Below are 15,954 nucleotides of genomic sequence, written 5' to 3'. Positions count from 1 at the left end.
GCGGTTTTCTCCTTAAATGAATGGCAGCTTCGGTTTGTCATAAATCACATCTTTTGACAGGCTGCTGCTTCTGCCCAGCTCCATTTGTAACGACAACGTGCCTTTCTGAATCGGCGCGCCCACGAGTAGCGTGATGCCGTTGTCGTCTTGCGATGTTGCCACTTCTTTGCGCTCGGCAATCCCTGAATACTGCTGCGCCGTGAGTCGAACCGAAGCGGCGTTCAAATTCACGGGCGAAAGCGTACCGCCTGCATAATTCACCGTTCCTTGGCACGAACCCACCAACTTGCCGTCGCTATCCGTTGCGACACGCTCTGCGCCATCGTTCCACGTTAAACGAATGGTGCTCGGTTTCAGGTTTTGTTTAGGCGCATCGGGCAGTTGCGTCATCGCATCGGCTTGTTTCGGACTGCTCGCCGCGCCCAAATCGCCGCCGTCAAACGTCTTGTAAAAATCCACAGGCGACCATGAAATCTCAATATTGCTATTCACTTCTGGTACGGTCGGCAAGGAAATGGCTACGCTGCCTGTTCGCGCGTTAATCGTGCCGCGCGATTGCCCCAATTCATCGCGCAACACGCCGTCTGCGCTATCGCTTAAGTCATACCACGCCCCTTGTGCGCGATATGATACGCCGACGCTGCCCAATGCTGGGAGTGGTCGCAGCAATGCCGTAAAGTCTGTGCCGATGGTGGTCGCATCTACACGGATTTTGCTGCTGTAGCCATAATTTCGGTATGAAGCGGCTGGTACGGCGTTGATTTCGCCAATCCATACGCCGTTTAAGCCGCTAATCACACCATTGGCATAATCCACGCTTAAAACCGTGTTGTGTTTTTTCAGGCTGCCTTGCGCGGTGTCCGTCCAGTCGCCTAGTTCCACGCTGCCTGGTAATACGCTGCATTCCAAATACACGCTGCCTGAAACCCATTGATTGATGCGCGCCACTACACGGCGTGGCGCAATGGGCAACCAAACAGGCACACCGCCGCTAAAGCTATCGACTAGCGTTTTTTCATCGGTAGACGTGGGAACGAGTTGTTCAAAAATGCTGTCCACTTTTGCGCTGGCTGAACCTTGTTGCAAGGGCGCAGCTAAAGCACGAATGCCGTAATACTTCGCCGAATCCGCAATTTGCGTTTGATACACCTTAATCGGTGCATTGGCATAACCGCGCACAGGATAGTTCACGCCGTTAAAATCGCGATTTAATGCAGCCTGAATGCCCATTATGATGACGCGTTTGTCGAACTTTGAGCCGTCTTCTACTTCAAACGTTTCCACTTGGCTAGACACGCTGCCGACGCGGAAATATTCCGCTTTTTCAGTGTCGTCTTCGGTATAAACCAGCGCGAAACGCTCGCCGACTTTGGGGATGTTTTTGTTCTCAGCGTCTTGGTAGACTTGAATTTGCTTTGCGCCTTTGGTGTGTTTGCCGAATAACACCATGCGTGTTTCGGTGTTATAAACGCTGTAGGCTTCGGCGCGGCGCATCATGTCTAGACGTTCTTGTCCGTCGTAATCGGCTGGCAACATCAGCACGGACACGTTGTCTTGCTCAGGCGGCTGGGAGACGATGACGTTTGCGCCGAGTAATGCGCTGTCGTCGCCGCGCAAAACGGCTGCGTAGGTAAGGCGTGCATCAAATGCGCCCATGGTTCTGTCCACGTCGGAAATGGGGTTGAATAGTTCGTTGTCTTTGCCTGTGAGCGGCGTGGAAGTCATCGCGCCGCCGCCGTCGTCGGTGTCGGTGTTGCGTTGGGATTTGTAGATGCGTAGGTCTTGTTGAGTGAGTTGGGTGTGTTGGAGGGTCATAGAATTGCTTTCAGGCTGCCTGAAAATCAAGCAGTTAAAAATTTCAAAGAAACACGAAAATAATCGCTCGGTTTGATACTGCCATATCCCAAAACAGGGCTGGCAGAAACCGCCGTTTGCGCGTTATCAAAAATAACCGTAAACGTCCCTTGCGCCATTTCAAGCGTGAACTGGGTTTCAGGCTGCATCGCCCATGCTTGCAGTTTTTCAGCAACTTGACGCGTGTGCCAAGCCATACTGTCGTCAGGCGGTTCAAGCGTAATCGGGCGACCTTTTTTCTTAATCCCTTGCTGCACGATATATGCGCCCGAAAGCGTGCGAACAGGCTCAGTTTGTGCCAAATCCGACCATTCAAATTCATCTTTCCATAGCAAGTCATGCGATAATTCGATACTTTCGCTGTTTGGGTGTGTCAGTTTCATGGTTTAACCAATCAAAAAAGGCAGCCATTTTTCAGGCTGCCTGAAATCACAATTTCGTTACGCGAACTGTTGCACCTTTGTACAACAACACATCGCCTTCCAATTCAAACGAAGCCAATTCATCGTTAATCAACGACAGCATTTTTGCAGGCGGAACAGAAGCTTTGAAAATTTCTACCAAAACAGGGCGATTACCGTCAGCCGTATTCAAACCCTCAAAGCGCAAATAATAGTTGTCCGTTTTCGCCACCAACAAATCCAACACGTCAGCCGCTTCATGCTCAAACGTCGCCAACAACGGCAATTTCAAACCGCTCACGTCAAAAATTTCCACGCGACCAAAGGTTTCATCAACGCTGTAATGCATACCAACTTGCAAAGTAACCGGACTACTCGTACTGTCTTTAATCACTAATTTAGCAATTTTTTGTTTAGACAACAGCCAGTTATCGCCCACAGCCAAATCGGTAGGCGAAGTTTCATCGGTTACCTTACCTTTCGGCACAACCGCCACACTTGCCGCAAACGCCATCGCCAAGTTATCCGTAGAAAAATCCTCCATTGTCAGCTTGAATTTCGCCGCCAATTCCTTACGCAACGTAAAATCCTTTAAACGCGAACCGCTATGCGATTCCTTGTGCGACAACTCCTCCACTTCAACCGCCAATTCCAAATTCGGCACGTTACCAATCCAACGCGCCTTATGCGTTTGCACCGTACCGCCCACAAAAGGCGCAGCGTAAACCATGCCCTGACCACTGTAATACTGTTTAACCAATTGAGCCATGTTTTCAATCTCCATAAAAAAGCCCACCAAATGCGAGCATCAAAAAAAGGCAGCCTGAAAAAATCAGACCCCCACTAAATCACACATTCCGTTTCCACCGTAAACGAAAAAATCCGAAAACGGCAATCGTCCGTCATATAAAACTGGTTCGCCACCACACGCAGCGACTTACCGCCCACATCAAATAACGCAAACCCCTGCAAACAACGGCGCACACGTAACAACAAATCGCCCACCGTATCACGCATAACCTGTTCTTCTTCCACCGTGCTAGGCGACTTATAGCACAACGACACCTGCCAACGCTGCGTTTCCGCCTGTTTTGCCCCATTGCCCGAATAATTGCCAAACACAGACGGTAACGGCGACAAATGCAGCGAAACCGTGTATTTCTTTAAATCGTTTGGGTTGTTTACCGTAAACGGGCTACAAATAAGCTCCACTTCATCGCCAAACTGCTCACGCAACCGCGTTTCAATTGCCGTGCCAATTCCAAAATAATTTTGTAACATTTCAAACCTTTCAGGCTGCCTGAAAATCAACTCAACAACCGCTCAAAATAATCCGCCAAAGCTTGATAAATCATACTTTCGTCATCATCGCGCAAGCCCAAATGTTCACGCGCAGGCAGATTATTTTTCGGACCGCCAAAATGCAGCCAACGCGGAATATCGCCTTGCGGATAACCCACTTCCACAAAATCACTCCCCGAAACCATCGTCAAACTTGCCAACATACGCCCCGTGTCAATCAGCGTTTTGCCACCATCTTTTTTCGCACGTTGCGACTGAATCCAAGGCACGCCGCTAGGGCTGCGTTGTTGGTTATAGTTTTGAATAACCGAAGTTTCTAATTTACGCCCGACTTCACGCATTGGCTCGGACAAATCAAGCTGCAACAAACGCCCCCATTGCGGCGACGTTTCCCATTCCATTTCAACATTCATCAACCGCGTTCCAATCGCACCATGCGTTCACTCGACACAAACGGCTGCAATAAACGCACCGCGCCCACCATAGCCAAAGACCATTGCTTATCATCGCTCGCACATTCACCGCTAGACAACATCACACCGCCCACATTTTTCACTTTTGCCGCACTGGGCAAGCTGCCTGAAATATCGTCCAACAAAGCTAACTCACAACACGCCTGTTTAACCGCTTCGGGCAAAAGTGCAGGCTGCTTTTCGTGCAAAATACGCGGAAAGGCGCGAATTTGTGTGTCGCTTTCAGGTTTGCCTGCATAACGAAAAATGCGGTCGATTAAATCGCTTGCGGATACCAAGCGTTGCTGTTTTTGTTCAGGCGCAAAGTCGTCCCAGCGCGATGATGTTTGGCGTGCGTCGTGGTATTCGTTGGCATAATCCAGTGTTGCATAACTCAACATTGCATTTCCTTTCTTTCAGGCAGCCTGAAAACATTATTTCACTGCCAAAAGTAATTGGCTAATAGCGTTCAAAATAGGTGCACATTGCCACGCAAAAATGCAGCTAATCACGACAAACCACAGCAACAATACGCGTTTACTGGATAATTTTTCCATTTTTTCTACACCTTTTAAGAGAATTTCTATATAATCTTTCATGTTGATTTATCACATTTCATCATCATTTATTCATAACAAAACCTCTGAAAGACCGCTAATCTTTCAGAGGTTTCAATTTTTTTAGGCAGCCTGCAAACTACTCTGTTTTGTCTTTGGATTTTGACTGTTTTTTGTTTTCCAGTTCTGCGATACGCGCTTTGAGCTGCTCGTTTTCAGCTAAAACCGCATGATGCTCATCAACCGACACCGACTGCTTTTCATCTATCACATACACAGGCAAATTTTGATACGATTTTGGCACATGACCCAAAACAAAATCACACGACTCAATATTAGCCGCTGTTTCCACCGCCGAAGCGTTGCGCATAATCAAACCATGCTTTTCAGCAAACGCTACATTTTCAGCCGAAAAATCCGTTGTGAAATACAAAATTTTCATGTTTACACCTTTCAAAAAAATAGGCAGCCTGAAAAATTCAAACTGCCTAAAAAGCAATATCACGCTGTTTTAATCAACACGCCTGCTGTGTCTTTATTGCTCGTTGCCGCTTTTTTCCAACTTGTCGGCGTAGCAATGGCGGTATCGTTTGGCGATTTGCCGCCTTTGCTTTCGTCCCATGAATAGCCTTTAACCGCCACGCCAAACGTCCATTCAGCCTGATAAACCGTTTTAATATTTTCGTTACCAGTTTCATTGACCATCACTGCGTTGAAATCATTATTATCGTTTACCAAAATCGCGTTTTCCACCAAGCCCAATGTGTGATACACGTTTGAGTTGAACAGAGCAGGAGAGTCTGTAATCACAAACACACGCCCGAATGGGTCGCGAACGACATTCACACCGTCATAAGTGAACAAACGCTCCACGTTGCTCAACGCATTGCTGAATAAAGCGTGCATGGTTGAAGAATGCAACACCCATGCTTTCAGGCTGCCTGAACGGTCGCCCATTTTTGCCGCGCCTTGATTCAATACATTAAACGTAGGGGCGGCACTTGCGCCATCTTGCACCATTGCCGCATTGCCCGAAATCGCCGCCACAGCAGCAGAAATGCCTGTGTTCAACATATCTGCCATGCGACCTTTTGCCAGTTGCGTACCCAGTTGAATGGCGGCTAATTCAGGATTACGCAATGTCCAGTTGTATTGTTGCGCTTCCCATTCAGTCGGCGCAGTACCAGCCGCCACTTTCACCGCAATATTCAACAATTCTTTCAAGCGCACCGATTCTACTGTGCCTGAACCATATGCATTGCGACGGCGAACCAAGCCTGCTACATTGTGAAACGCTGTCGAAATGTCAAAATCGCCTGCAAATGGCTTGTTAAATAAGGCAATTGTGCCATTGGATGCTTCATTGAATTTGGCAACATCTTGGTCGGCGACTTCTGTCATGGTTGTATAAGTTTGTTGGTTAAATACCTGCAAATCAAAAGTCATGTTATTTTTTCCTTAAATTAAAAATAAAAAAATCCGTTTTCAGGCAGCCTGCAACGGATTATTGAGTTTTACTGCGTATATAGGCGATACGTTCTTCATCGGTTTTGCAATCTGCCAACGATTTGGGCATACCCGAACCGCTCGAACCACTCGCCGAAGAACCGCCACCGCTTGCCACAGGAAACCAATGCGGCGCGGTTTCTTTCATGCTTTCGAACCATTCTTGCAATGTAAGCGGTTTACCGTCCTTGCCATAAACGCCGTCTTTTGCAATCGCGTTGCCCTCGTCATCAATTTCAAATTGTGATTTGGCACGCAACAGCGCATCTTCAAACGCCGTAGCATGAACATTCAACGCCGCGCCCACTTCACGCACCGCGCCACTCAAAGCACGCTCCGCAAACTTCGCCGAACGTGCCAATGCCGTGTCCAAATCGCCTTGCAATTTGGCTGTGGTTTTGTCGTGGTCTGCTTTCATGCGTTCGGTGCGCTTGTTCAACACTTCGTCAATTTTGCCGCTTGCAATGAGCTTGGCTTCTTCGTCATCGGCAAATTGTTTTAGAATTTGGCGAACTGAATCGGGATTGATGCCGTCAAATTGCGCCAACTGGGTTTTGACATCTTTCAGGCTGCCAATCAATTCGCTGTTTTTGTTTTTTAAGCCTGCCACTTGTTCGGCAAGCAATTTGTCTACTTCTGCTTGCGTGAATGTTTTAGGTTCGGCTTGTCCTTGACCGCCTGAACCTGTGTCTGCGCCGTCTGCGCCAGCTTGTTGATGAAAACCATATTTTAAGAATTGGTTACGATATTTCATGTTGTTGTCTCCTAGAAACGAAAAAAGCCCGACTTAATCGGGCGTGAAAAAAGGCAGCCTGAAAATCAAGCTGCCTGAAAAATTAAAATTTACGCTATTACTGATTTTAGATAATCAAATAATTCCTGCCATTGTTGCTCTGTGTAATCATCGTTCGCCCAAGAAAGTGTATCTGCCACATTTTCCCAAAATGGCGCATTAGTTTGTTCAAAAACTATTAAAGCCAAATCTTCCAATGTCCAAGCAAACGCACAGCGAAAGTGATTTAAATCATCATGCCGTTGTTGAAAATCTATTTGATAATCTTGCGGCAATAATTCGGCAATACTTTCATCTTTGCCCTGCGTTTGAATAAATGCGCTGGCAATTTTTTTAAATGTAGGGATTAGATTTGTTTCCATGTTGATTTCACGCTATTTTTTCTCATAAGGGTAACAAACATACCGTCATCAGATGACTGGATTAAAGTCATCTTCATTTTATCATCAATCCACACTAACCGACCGTCTTCCTGAATGTATTTAGCTTGGTTATTCAAAATAAATTGTTTTACATCATCACTGGTAATAATTGGACGATGTTTACTATTTCTATCTAATAATCTTGCAATAAAATGACTGTCTAATTCAATGTTTTCATGTTTAAAATCATAATAAGTTGATTTTGCTTTTTCTTTAAATTCATCAGACCAGTTTTTACGCTCAATCGCCCGAATTGTCTCAGGTATGCTTAATTTATCCTGCAACTGTTCCAAAGTAAGCGGTTTCAAACCGTCCAATGCTTCATGCAATTGAATTTTTCCGTCAAACAGCATCTGCCCAATGCCCTTGCCGAACTGCTCCTGCAATTCGTTTAGGCTGTGTGATTGCACCCAATCGCTACCCGTAAACCCATTAAACGGCTCGTCCAAATCATACACATACACGATTTGACTGCGACAATTGGGGTGCAAAGGTGGTCTTTTAAAGATTTCGGCGTGTCCAATCGGATTGTGCTTTTTGTCCCACAACAAGCCGTTGCGATGCGTACACAATACGGTTGTGCTGCTATCCAAAACCGACAAATGCCGATAGCCTTTCACAAATGGGTTAATCTTACCAAAGGCTTCATGTGCGGTATGTTTCGCGCTGTTAATCCACGTTTTTGTCATGGTTTGGGCGGTTTGCTTGGCGCGTTTGAATGTGTCTGCGATGTCGTCCATGCTTGGTAATACATCGTCAATCTTTGCGCTGCGTACCAACGCGTTTAGGCGCAAAATCAAGTTATCGCGCTGCTTTGCCAACGTTTCAGGCAGCGTTAAACCGCCGATTGTGAATTTATCCGCCAACTCTTTTAGCTTATCTTTCGTCAATGGCTTAATTTTGTCTTTTAGCCCATAAGCGGTCGCCAAACCGCCCAAAGCTGCTGCCAGCCATATGGTCTCGCTATCCAATACAGGCAGCACATCAAGCACATTTTGTATCAACGCAAAACCGTCTGTCATCACGCGCTCAACACGGTTTAGGCTGCCGACCAGAATATTTGCGCTGATATCGTTTTGCATACCGTCCAGCAGCGAAAACACATCGGCGCGAACGGTTTTTTCATAGCGCATTAAATCAATATGGCGCGTAATCAGTAGATTGATTAAAGTTTCATTCATTTTTCGGTTGCCTGAAATCTAAATCCAAACCACCTTGCAATTCAAGGCGGTTTTGTTCATCTTGCCAATTGCGTTGTGGCGATACAATGCTTCGCGCTTGCGCTTCTTCAAATACGGTTTGATGACTCACAACCCCAGCAGCCTGCATTTTTAACACATCAGCAAAGCTTGCGCTGGGGTCAAAATCTGCATCAATATTGCCTGAAATTTGCACCACACCGCCGTCGTGATTGGGCAAGTTCAACCACGTTGCCATAAAGTCTAATACGCGACCTATGGCATCGGTTGTGCGATTGGCAAACATGCGTAATTTAGAAATTTCTTTGCCTTGCTCGTCTCGTGCTTGGCTGTCGGTTAAGGCTAATTTGGTGCGGGTGAGCAGTTTTGCCCCTGCGATTGCCATGTCTTCTTTTAACTGCTCTAACGCAACCACTGTGCTGCTAATCGCTGCGCCTGAATGTTCTATATATTGCAGGCTGCCTTGTTTGCCTAAATCGAATAAATTATTTACCGCTACTGTTGCATCGCCTGCTTCGCCAAAACGCTCATCGCCCGAATAGGCAAGCAGTGGAATGGAAGTGAAGCGCACAATATTGTGATAGTCCGATTGCATTTGCCAATGCTTTACATTCAAAAACGCTAATTTCTGCAACGGTGGATTGCCCACAAAAAAGCTGGTTGGCTCAAACACTAAATCGACCACAGGCACAAAGTCCAATGGCTTGCCAGTTGCTGTGCGTATTTCAAAATCATCGTGTAGCGTTAGAACTTGGCTGTCGTTGTAGCGATAACGTCTGATGCGCCCTAAATCCCACACGGTAATTTGTGTGATTTGCTTTTCGCCAAATTCGCCGTCATCAACGGTTAGTTTTTGTTGATAGCGAAACTGGGTGCAAATCGGCTTACCGTTGCGCGTTTCATGCTTAAAGCCTAGCACGTCCGCATTGCGAATATGCAGCAAATAAGGCCGCGTGTTGCGGTTGTCGGCTAATGTGCCGCTGGTTGTGGGAAAATCCACCAACACATAGCTCGCCCCAAATGCCAAGGCATCATAAAACCAGTTAATCGCAAAAATATCCAAATTGTTATTTTGCAAGTCCACATTGCTCAACAAAGGTTGCAGGCTGCTTGCTACTTGCTCGGTTTGAATGGGTTTGAAAAACACACGTCCTACCATTTGCGATAGGGTTTCGGACAAGGCGGGAAATAGCACCGATGTTTGCAAACGGCGTTTGTAGTCGCCATCGCTTTCACGCGCGTTTTGTGGCAAATAGGTTTGCCCTGCTGCTCGCATGGCTGATTCGCCACCAATTAGAGCAGCAATCATTTTGTTGCGGTTGTGCATTTGTGTAACCGCGTGGGTTTTGGTTAAAGGCATTTTCTTTCCTTTTGGGTGCTTTTTTAAAGCAGCCTGCAATCACATTGAAAAATGGGCGTGTTGGCGGTTGCGTTTACTCATCAATTCGTTGAATGCGCGACTTAATGCGTCAATTTGGTCGTCGTGCGTACCATTGGGAAAGTGGCGCATTTCGGCAACTAGCGCGTGGCTATCCCATGTGCCATCGTCCAGCAGCAACACATTACCCACGTTAACTTGTGATGCAAACGGTTCGGCTCGCGTAACTTTGTCCCCTGTTTCTAAACTGGATTGCACGCTAAACCCTGCCAGTTGTTTGGTTAAATACAAAATCTGTGCTTTGCCTGCTGCGCCTGGGTCTTGCGGTATGCTGATTTTGACTTGCCGTCCGTCTTTGGCTGCGGTGTTGCGTAACACGTCATCGCGCACATCGGTATCGTATTGACCTCGCGCGATGTGTTTAATCACGAATCGCCCATCTGACAATGCGCCCAGTAATGCGCCTGCGGTGTAGTCGCCATCGTCTGCTGTGCTTGCCAAGTCCCATGCACGTATCCAGCAGATTTTGTCGGCTGGCAATGCGTGGATAATGTGCAGGCGGTCGGGTTTAAATAAACCACCTTCTTGCAGTGTGGGGCGTTGTTGATACAGTGCCGCCCAGTTGGCTAGCGGCATGGCTTGCTTTCGCTCTAACAGAAATGCTAGGCTTTTATGCTCTGGAAACAGGGCTTCGCCGCGTTTTCGGTGTGGTTCGTCTTGTTCTGCTATGGCTGGATAGCTTTTCACTTGTACGCCATCTACACGCTCAATCAATCGCCCTATTGGGTCATCGATATGCCAACGAGTCAAAATGGCTAGTAACCCTGCGTTTTCTGAAAAACGGGTTAAAAAATCATCCGTGAACCAATCCCAAACGCCGTCCCTTACGGTTAGGCTGTTGGCTTCTTTTCGTCCTTTGATTGGGTCGTCAATCACACCTAAATCTAGGCTCTCGCCTGTAATTGAGCCACCAACGGTAGTGTTGCGAAAATAGCCGTCGCGTCCAACGTATTCCAAAATCTCGCGGTTTCGTAGCGATTGCCCTGAAATGGTTGCTGAATTGGATTGATTGATTAAGGTTTGTGGGAAAATTTCGCGGTATAGATTGCTGTCATACAGCCGTTGTAGCTTTAAATTGGCTCGAACGCCCAAACGCTCCGAAAATGATGTGTAAATGGTACGCAAATCGGGGTTTTTGCCTGCAACCCATGCGATAAAGTCCACAATTTGAACTGATTTGCCATGTTGCGGAGGTGCTTGAATAACCAATTTCGGGCGTTTGCCAGCCATCAAGTCATTGTAAAATTGTTGCAATACTAGTGCGATTTCCTCTTGCCACCAGCCCCATTTGTTGTTGGGATTGACTATTTTGCGAAAGGTTAAAAAATCTGCTCTTGCTTGACGCAGTTTGTATTCTTTTAGCAGGGCGAGTTTTTCACGGTTGTTTAATTCCATATCGTGCCAACTCCGCTGCTAACTCTTCATCGCTTAAATCTGCGGTATTGCGCTTTACTTCCACTTTTGCACCATAGGCTTTTGAGCTGAGCTTTTCAGCTGCCCATTTGCGTGTGTCAATTCGCAATTTTGCTTTTTGCACCTCTACGCTGCTTTCGGCATTGGCGTTGTCTGCAATCTCAATGATTTCATCGACAAAGTAATCGGCTTGTAATTCTCTCGCACGCGCGTATTGGGCGGAAAATTTACTACTTTCGTTTAACCATGTTCGCACTGTATCGCGGTGCGGCATATGCTCATCACGACAAATCGCCCTTAAACTCTCGCCGTCTGCGATGCGCTTGCAAATCTCTTTGGCTAATTCATCGGTGTAAATACTCGGTCGCCCAACTGGGCGTTTTGTTTTCTCGCTCATGTTGTTTGTCCTTATTCGTTTCTAAACCATTCAACGCAAAAAAAGCGGCTCAATTCCAGCCGCTTGCTCGTATCGCAATACACAAACACAATCACATCACGCGCGATTTCTTTTACACGCGCCACACGTCCACTTGGCAAGATAATGTGTTGATGTATTTTTAGGTTGAGTGCCATACGTTTCATGGGGGAAGTCCAATAAAAAACCGCCTGAATGTTTTAAATTCAAGCGGTTATATTCAAAAATATAATAAAAAGTACTTGCTAAATATAGTATGGTACTACATAATTAAACCTATCAACAATTCACGGTTGTTGATAGGTTTAACGCCCAACCTGCAATCATGCTAAAGGGCAAATTTAAGGAGACAGGAAATGTTAAGACTTGCACTTTTCATTCTCTTGCTCTTGATACTGAAAAGCGATAGCTTGATGTAACAAGAGACTTGGTGGGGTGGTAACGACACCCTGCCAAGGTTTCCCCTTAAACTCAATCTTAGGATAGAACCATGGCACTGTCAAGAACCGAAATCCAACGCCGCAGCAACGAAAAGCACGGCATTATTCAAAAGAAATTCAACTTCGACCCTGAAACCACGCAACTATTTGAGCAGCTATGCGAGCAAACAGGCAATTCTCAAATCCAAGTGATTAGAGACGCGCTTAAAGCATTGCACGACAAACTGAACGCAGCCTGAAAACAAATGCAGCCTGAAAACACGATGAAATCCACATTTTCAAGCTGCATTTTGCGCGATGAATCATTTTCATACAACCATCGCCTAATTATAGTGAAATTATAGTAAAAAACTCACACTTTTTCAAGCAGATAGAATGCCTTTTTCAACAAATTCACGTTGCAACTGAAACCGCGCTTTTTGTTCCCAGTTTGCTAAATGATTTTCAAATTTTGCGCGTTTGCGTGCAAAAGTCATATCGTGCAAATCGTACTTGTCTATTATCCACACACGACGCGGCTTTTCGCCCATGCTGTAGATATGCCGTAACATATCCACCGCGAAGCTCACATCATCGCAAATCTTGTTTGCCACCAACGCACCTGCAATCATCAACACGTTATCCGTCTTGCCGTATTGACACTCTACAACCGCCGTCAGCAACGGACTATTCAGGCAGCCTGAAACTTGGTTTGCAATCATCACCGCGTTAGCGTGATGTTCCGATTGCGACAGCTCGCCACCACTACCGCCCACGCCCTTTGTTTCCAGCCATTGCATTACCGCACCCGTATTGCCACGCGGCGACATTTCCACACCCAAAATCTTGTACGTTTGGCGTAAGCACTCGTCAATATTGCGATACATTTTTCTCTTTCTGTGTTTTCAGGCTGCGTTTAGCAATCCTATTTTGTTTAAAATAACCTGCGTTCTGAATACGCCTTCTGCGTGTGCTAATCTCAATTCATCTTCGCTTAAATCGGTTTTCACACGCCCATCTACGGCATCGTGGCACGCGCTACACGCATACGCGCCCATAAAGTCGGGCGGCTTAATGCCCATGCCACAATAATCCGCTAAACGGTAATGCGCTAAAACAGTCGTTTCAGGGTTTTAAACAGCAATCTTGAAATCTATACAAATCTAATCTAAAATACTCAAAATGAGTAGATTATTAACCATTAGCCAAGCAGCAGAAATGCTTGGCGTATCCATTATTACCCTACGCCGTTGGGAACAATCAGGTAAAATTCAACCAACCTACACATCAGGCGGACATCGCCGATACTTGCTTTCCCAACTGCACCCCGACTTTCAGGCAGCATTGCCTGATAATCGCAAAACGATTGCCTACGCTCGCGTTTCCAGTCATGACCAAAAAGATGATTTAGAACGACAAAAACAAGTTTTAGAGCTTTATTGTGCTAGCAAAGGTTGGCAATATGAAATTATTGCCGATTTAGGTTCAGGCATGAACTACCACAAAAAAGGATTAAAACGTCTTTTAAACCAAATTATTGACGGAAACATCGGACGTTTGGTTTTGACCCACAAAGACCGATTACTGCGTTTTGGTGCAGAATTGGTTTTTTCCATTTGCGAAATCAAGCAAGTTGAAATCGTCATCATCAATCAGGGCGAGGACACTTCTTTTGAAGAAGATTTAGCCAAAGATGTGCTTGAAATTATTACCGTATTTTCTGTTAGATTGTACGGCTCACGTTCTCGCAAAAATCAAAAATTGTTAGAGAATGTCAAAAAAGCCGTTGAACAAACCGAACAAGAAAACCATTAAACCATGCTGATTGCCCACAAAATTGCCCTAAAACCCAACAACAGGCAGCGTACTTATTTCGCTAAAGCCTGCGGTGTGGCGCGTTTAGCGTATAACTGGGCATTGGATAACTGGCAGCAACAATATCAAGCACATAAAGAAAATCCCGATAATCCCAAACCAACTGAAATGTCGTTGCGCCGTCAGCTAAACGCGATTAAGCGCGAGAAATTTCCGTTTATGCTAGAAGTAACCAAATGTGCACCACAACAAGCCATTAAGGATTTAGGCAAAGCATTCAAAAACTTTTGGGCTGGTCGGGCAAAATATCCACAATTTCGCAAAAAAGGTCATCACGACAGTTTTTATCTTTCCAACGACCAATTTAAAATCATTGATAATAAAATCAAAATTCCTAATTTGGGCTGGGTTCGCATGACTGAAAACGTACGTTTCTCGGGCAAAATCATGTCTGCGACAATTTCACGCATTGCCGATAAATGGTTTGTGAGCATTACCATAGAAACTGAAATTCAACCGAAACAAGCTGAAAACCAAAGCGCAATCGGTGTGGATTTGGGCGTTTCTACGTTGGCAACTTTATCCAATGGCGAAATCATCACAGGCGAAAAATCACATAAAGCCCTGTTAAACCGATTAAAACGCTTAAGCCGTAGCTTGAGCCGAAAAATCAAAGGCAGCAAAAACCGCGAAAAAGCCAAACACAAATTGGCTAGACTTCACGCTAAAATCAAAAATATTCGCCAAGATTGCCTACATAAATTGACGACTCAATTAGCGAAAAATCATCAAGTTATTGCCATTGAAGATTTGAATGTGAAAGGCATGATGAAAAATCGTCATTTGGCGCGAAGCGTGGCGGATATGGGCTTTTTTGAATTTAAACGGCAGTTGCAATACAAAGTAGCGCAATTTGGCGGCACTTTGGTTGTGGCAGACCGTTGGTTTGCGAGCAGTAAATTGTGTTCATGTTGCGGTTACAAAATGGAAAAAATGCCTTTATCGGTAAGAAGTTGGCAATGTCCTCGATGCCAAACGCAGCATGACCGCGATGTTAATGCTGCAAAAAATTTGCGTGATTACGCGTTTAAACAGTTGTAAAAATCAATACGCGGTGAGTTCCACCGTGTCAGCTTGTGGAGCGGAAGGCTCTGGCTTGTCATCTTCTTGATAAGTGAAACCAGCCGCTAGGAAGCAGGAAATTAACATCAAATCTTTAAATGTATATGTTTGAGTATATTTGAATAGATTTGTATAAGTTTAATAGAACGGTAGCTGGCTGAAATAAGCCGTCAGCTCGGCGCTCTATACTGGCGATAATGGACATTTTTTGCTCCTATCACATTGTTTGATTACTGTCTTGCGCCTTAATCGTGTTTTTTAGGCGGTTTAGGCAAGATTTTTCAGACTGCCTGAAACGCTTCTATCACCACGAACACCGCGCCGCCATCTTTTGGCTCTTGTCCATATCGCGCGTTGATGCGCTTAATCTGTTTGTCGTTGTCATACGCTACGCCTTGCAACGCGTCCAAAACCACTTTCAGGCAATTGTCTAAATCCATCACTTTCGCATTAGGGCTGCCGTCTTTATTGCGTTTAGGGTAAAGCGTGATGTCTATGCTAACGTCGCCGTTGTGCTTGATGCAGCCTGAAAGCTGTGCGATTTGTGCCACTTGCTCCTTGTAGGCTTTGGCTTCTTTGCTGACAACGGTCATGCCGCGAAAAGTACGCCAATAGCGGTTAGTGGAAATAGGGTAAGGAAGAAGTATCATTTTTTCACTCCGCGTTTTGTAATTGGACTAGATAATTGCTTTTCATCGCTTCGTAGTTGCTGATGTCTTTTTCTGCAGCTTCAAATGCTTTCAAATCGGCACGTTCGCTAGCATCTAGACGGGCGGCTTTTGCTTTCTCTATCCAAGTGTCCAGTAGGACGATGTTGTGGTCGGTGGTCATGGTGTACCTTTCAGG

23 protein-coding genes are annotated in these 15,954 nt (G+C 45.7%); 3 read left to right on the top strand and 20 right to left on the bottom strand.

The window, feature by feature from the left end:
• Positions 1–12 precede the first annotated feature (12 nt).
• The 16 genes from QEO93_RS04070 to QEO93_RS03995 all read right to left on the bottom strand — a co-directional run bounded on the left by QEO93_RS04070 (position 13) and on the right by QEO93_RS03995 (position 11,919).
• Entirely contained in the window at positions 13–1,815 is a 1,803-nt protein-coding gene (locus QEO93_RS04070) for a hypothetical protein (protein WP_052368716.1), read from the bottom strand.
• Between the two features lie 26 nt (positions 1,816–1,841).
• A complete protein-coding gene (locus QEO93_RS04065; protein ID WP_032137068.1) occupies positions 1,842–2,237 on the bottom strand; it encodes a hypothetical protein in 396 nt (131 codons plus the stop codon).
• Positions 2,238–2,283: 46 nt separating this feature from the next.
• Positions 2,284–3,024 (bottom strand): phage tail tube protein, encoded by a 741-nt coding sequence (locus QEO93_RS04060; RefSeq protein ID WP_044250166.1) that lies wholly within the window; start codon positions 3,022–3,024, stop codon positions 2,284–2,286.
• Between the two features lie 74 nt (positions 3,025–3,098).
• On the bottom strand, positions 3,099–3,536 hold the full coding sequence (locus tag QEO93_RS04055) for a hypothetical protein (RefSeq protein WP_032137069.1): 438 nt from the start codon (positions 3,534–3,536) through the stop codon (positions 3,099–3,101).
• A 26-nt stretch (positions 3,537–3,562) separates the two neighbouring features.
• Positions 3,563–3,970 (bottom strand): phage virion morphogenesis protein, encoded by a 408-nt coding sequence (locus tag QEO93_RS04050; RefSeq protein WP_032137070.1) that lies wholly within the window; start codon positions 3,968–3,970, stop codon positions 3,563–3,565.
• A complete protein-coding gene (locus QEO93_RS04045; RefSeq protein ID WP_052368720.1) occupies positions 3,970–4,410 on the bottom strand; it encodes a DnaT-like ssDNA-binding protein in 441 nt (146 codons plus the stop codon). The genes QEO93_RS04050 and QEO93_RS04045 overlap by 1 nt, the downstream gene beginning before the upstream one ends.
• 33 nt (positions 4,411–4,443) lie before the next feature.
• A complete protein-coding gene (locus tag QEO93_RS04040) occupies positions 4,444–4,566 on the bottom strand; it encodes a hypothetical protein (RefSeq protein ID WP_280642249.1) in 123 nt (40 codons plus the stop codon).
• 139 nt (positions 4,567–4,705) lie between these two features.
• Positions 4,706–5,008, bottom strand: coding sequence for a hypothetical protein (locus tag QEO93_RS04035; RefSeq protein ID WP_179184665.1), 303 nt, complete (start codon positions 5,006–5,008; stop codon positions 4,706–4,708).
• A gap of 59 nt (positions 5,009–5,067) precedes the next feature.
• Positions 5,068–6,012, bottom strand: coding sequence for a major capsid protein (locus tag QEO93_RS04030; RefSeq protein ID WP_085815588.1), 945 nt, complete (start codon positions 6,010–6,012; stop codon positions 5,068–5,070).
• Between the two features lie 58 nt (positions 6,013–6,070).
• On the bottom strand, positions 6,071–6,826 hold the full coding sequence (locus tag QEO93_RS04025) for a hypothetical protein (protein WP_085815587.1): 756 nt from the start codon (positions 6,824–6,826) through the stop codon (positions 6,071–6,073).
• Between the two features lie 89 nt (positions 6,827–6,915).
• Entirely contained in the window at positions 6,916–7,227 is a 312-nt protein-coding gene (locus QEO93_RS04020) for a hypothetical protein (RefSeq protein WP_032137072.1), read from the bottom strand.
• Positions 7,212–8,468, bottom strand: coding sequence for a structural protein (locus QEO93_RS04015; protein WP_032137073.1), 1,257 nt, complete (start codon positions 8,466–8,468; stop codon positions 7,212–7,214). The genes QEO93_RS04020 and QEO93_RS04015 overlap by 16 nt, the downstream gene beginning before the upstream one ends.
• Positions 8,461–9,846, bottom strand: coding sequence for a DUF4055 domain-containing protein (locus tag QEO93_RS04010; RefSeq protein ID WP_032137074.1), 1,386 nt, complete (start codon positions 9,844–9,846; stop codon positions 8,461–8,463). The genes QEO93_RS04015 and QEO93_RS04010 overlap by 8 nt, the downstream gene beginning before the upstream one ends.
• Before the next feature lie 39 nt (positions 9,847–9,885).
• Positions 9,886–11,319, bottom strand: coding sequence for a phage terminase large subunit (gene terL, locus QEO93_RS04005; RefSeq protein WP_085815586.1), 1,434 nt, complete (start codon positions 11,317–11,319; stop codon positions 9,886–9,888).
• Positions 11,300–11,734: a terminase small subunit-like protein gene (locus QEO93_RS04000; protein ID WP_044250156.1), complete on the bottom strand. Its 435-nt coding sequence runs from the start codon at positions 11,732–11,734 to the stop codon at positions 11,300–11,302. The genes terL and QEO93_RS04000 overlap by 20 nt, the downstream gene beginning before the upstream one ends.
• 11 nt (positions 11,735–11,745) lie before the next feature.
• The gene (locus QEO93_RS03995) at positions 11,746–11,919 is read right to left on the bottom strand and encodes a hypothetical protein (RefSeq protein ID WP_157686293.1); all 174 of its coding nucleotides are present in this window, start codon (positions 11,917–11,919) and stop codon (positions 11,746–11,748) included.
• Between the two features lie 323 nt (positions 11,920–12,242).
• On the opposite strand from QEO93_RS03995, the gene QEO93_RS03990 reads away from it, so the two are divergent.
• Positions 12,243–12,431 carry a ribbon-helix-helix domain-containing protein gene (locus QEO93_RS03990; RefSeq protein ID WP_032137075.1) on the top strand — a complete coding sequence of 63 codons (189 nt, stop codon included), beginning with the start codon at positions 12,243–12,245 and terminating at the stop codon, positions 12,429–12,431.
• A gap of 123 nt (positions 12,432–12,554) precedes the next feature.
• Here the strand turns inward: QEO93_RS03990 and QEO93_RS03985 are convergent, their stop codons facing one another.
• Together QEO93_RS03985 and QEO93_RS03980 are read right to left on the bottom strand one after the other, a co-directional pair.
• On the bottom strand, positions 12,555–13,058 hold the full coding sequence (locus tag QEO93_RS03985; RefSeq protein WP_032137076.1) for a hypothetical protein: 504 nt from the start codon (positions 13,056–13,058) through the stop codon (positions 12,555–12,557).
• Positions 13,059–13,076: 18 nt separating this feature from the next.
• Positions 13,077–13,253 (bottom strand): nuclease domain-containing protein, encoded by a 177-nt coding sequence (locus QEO93_RS03980; protein ID WP_245190641.1) that lies wholly within the window; start codon positions 13,251–13,253, stop codon positions 13,077–13,079.
• A gap of 100 nt (positions 13,254–13,353) precedes the next feature.
• Between QEO93_RS03980 and QEO93_RS03975 the strand changes: the two genes are divergently transcribed.
• On the top strand, positions 13,354–13,986 hold the full coding sequence (locus QEO93_RS03975; RefSeq protein WP_085815585.1) for an IS607 family transposase: 633 nt from the start codon (positions 13,354–13,356) through the stop codon (positions 13,984–13,986).
• A gap of 3 nt (positions 13,987–13,989) precedes the next feature.
• Entirely contained in the window at positions 13,990–15,087 is a 1,098-nt protein-coding gene (locus QEO93_RS03970; RefSeq protein ID WP_209434852.1) for an RNA-guided endonuclease InsQ/TnpB family protein, read from the top strand.
• Positions 15,088–15,389: 302 nt separating this feature from the next.
• Here QEO93_RS03970 and QEO93_RS03965 read toward each other — a convergent pair whose 3' ends face one another.
• Positions 15,390–15,758 (bottom strand): RusA family crossover junction endodeoxyribonuclease, encoded by a 369-nt coding sequence (locus QEO93_RS03965; RefSeq protein ID WP_032137078.1) that lies wholly within the window; start codon positions 15,756–15,758, stop codon positions 15,390–15,392.
• A 4-nt stretch (positions 15,759–15,762) separates the two neighbouring features.
• Positions 15,763–15,939 carry a hypothetical protein gene (locus QEO93_RS03960; RefSeq protein ID WP_179184664.1) on the bottom strand — a complete coding sequence of 59 codons (177 nt, stop codon included), beginning with the start codon at positions 15,937–15,939 and terminating at the stop codon, positions 15,763–15,765.
• Between the last annotated feature and the right edge of the window lie 15 nt (positions 15,940–15,954).

It is taken from the genome of Kingella negevensis (genome assembly GCF_030177895.1).
Taxonomy (GTDB): Bacteria; Pseudomonadota; Gammaproteobacteria; order Burkholderiales; family Neisseriaceae; genus Kingella_C; species Kingella_C negevensis.
This window is presented reverse-complemented; position numbering and strand designations above follow the sequence as displayed.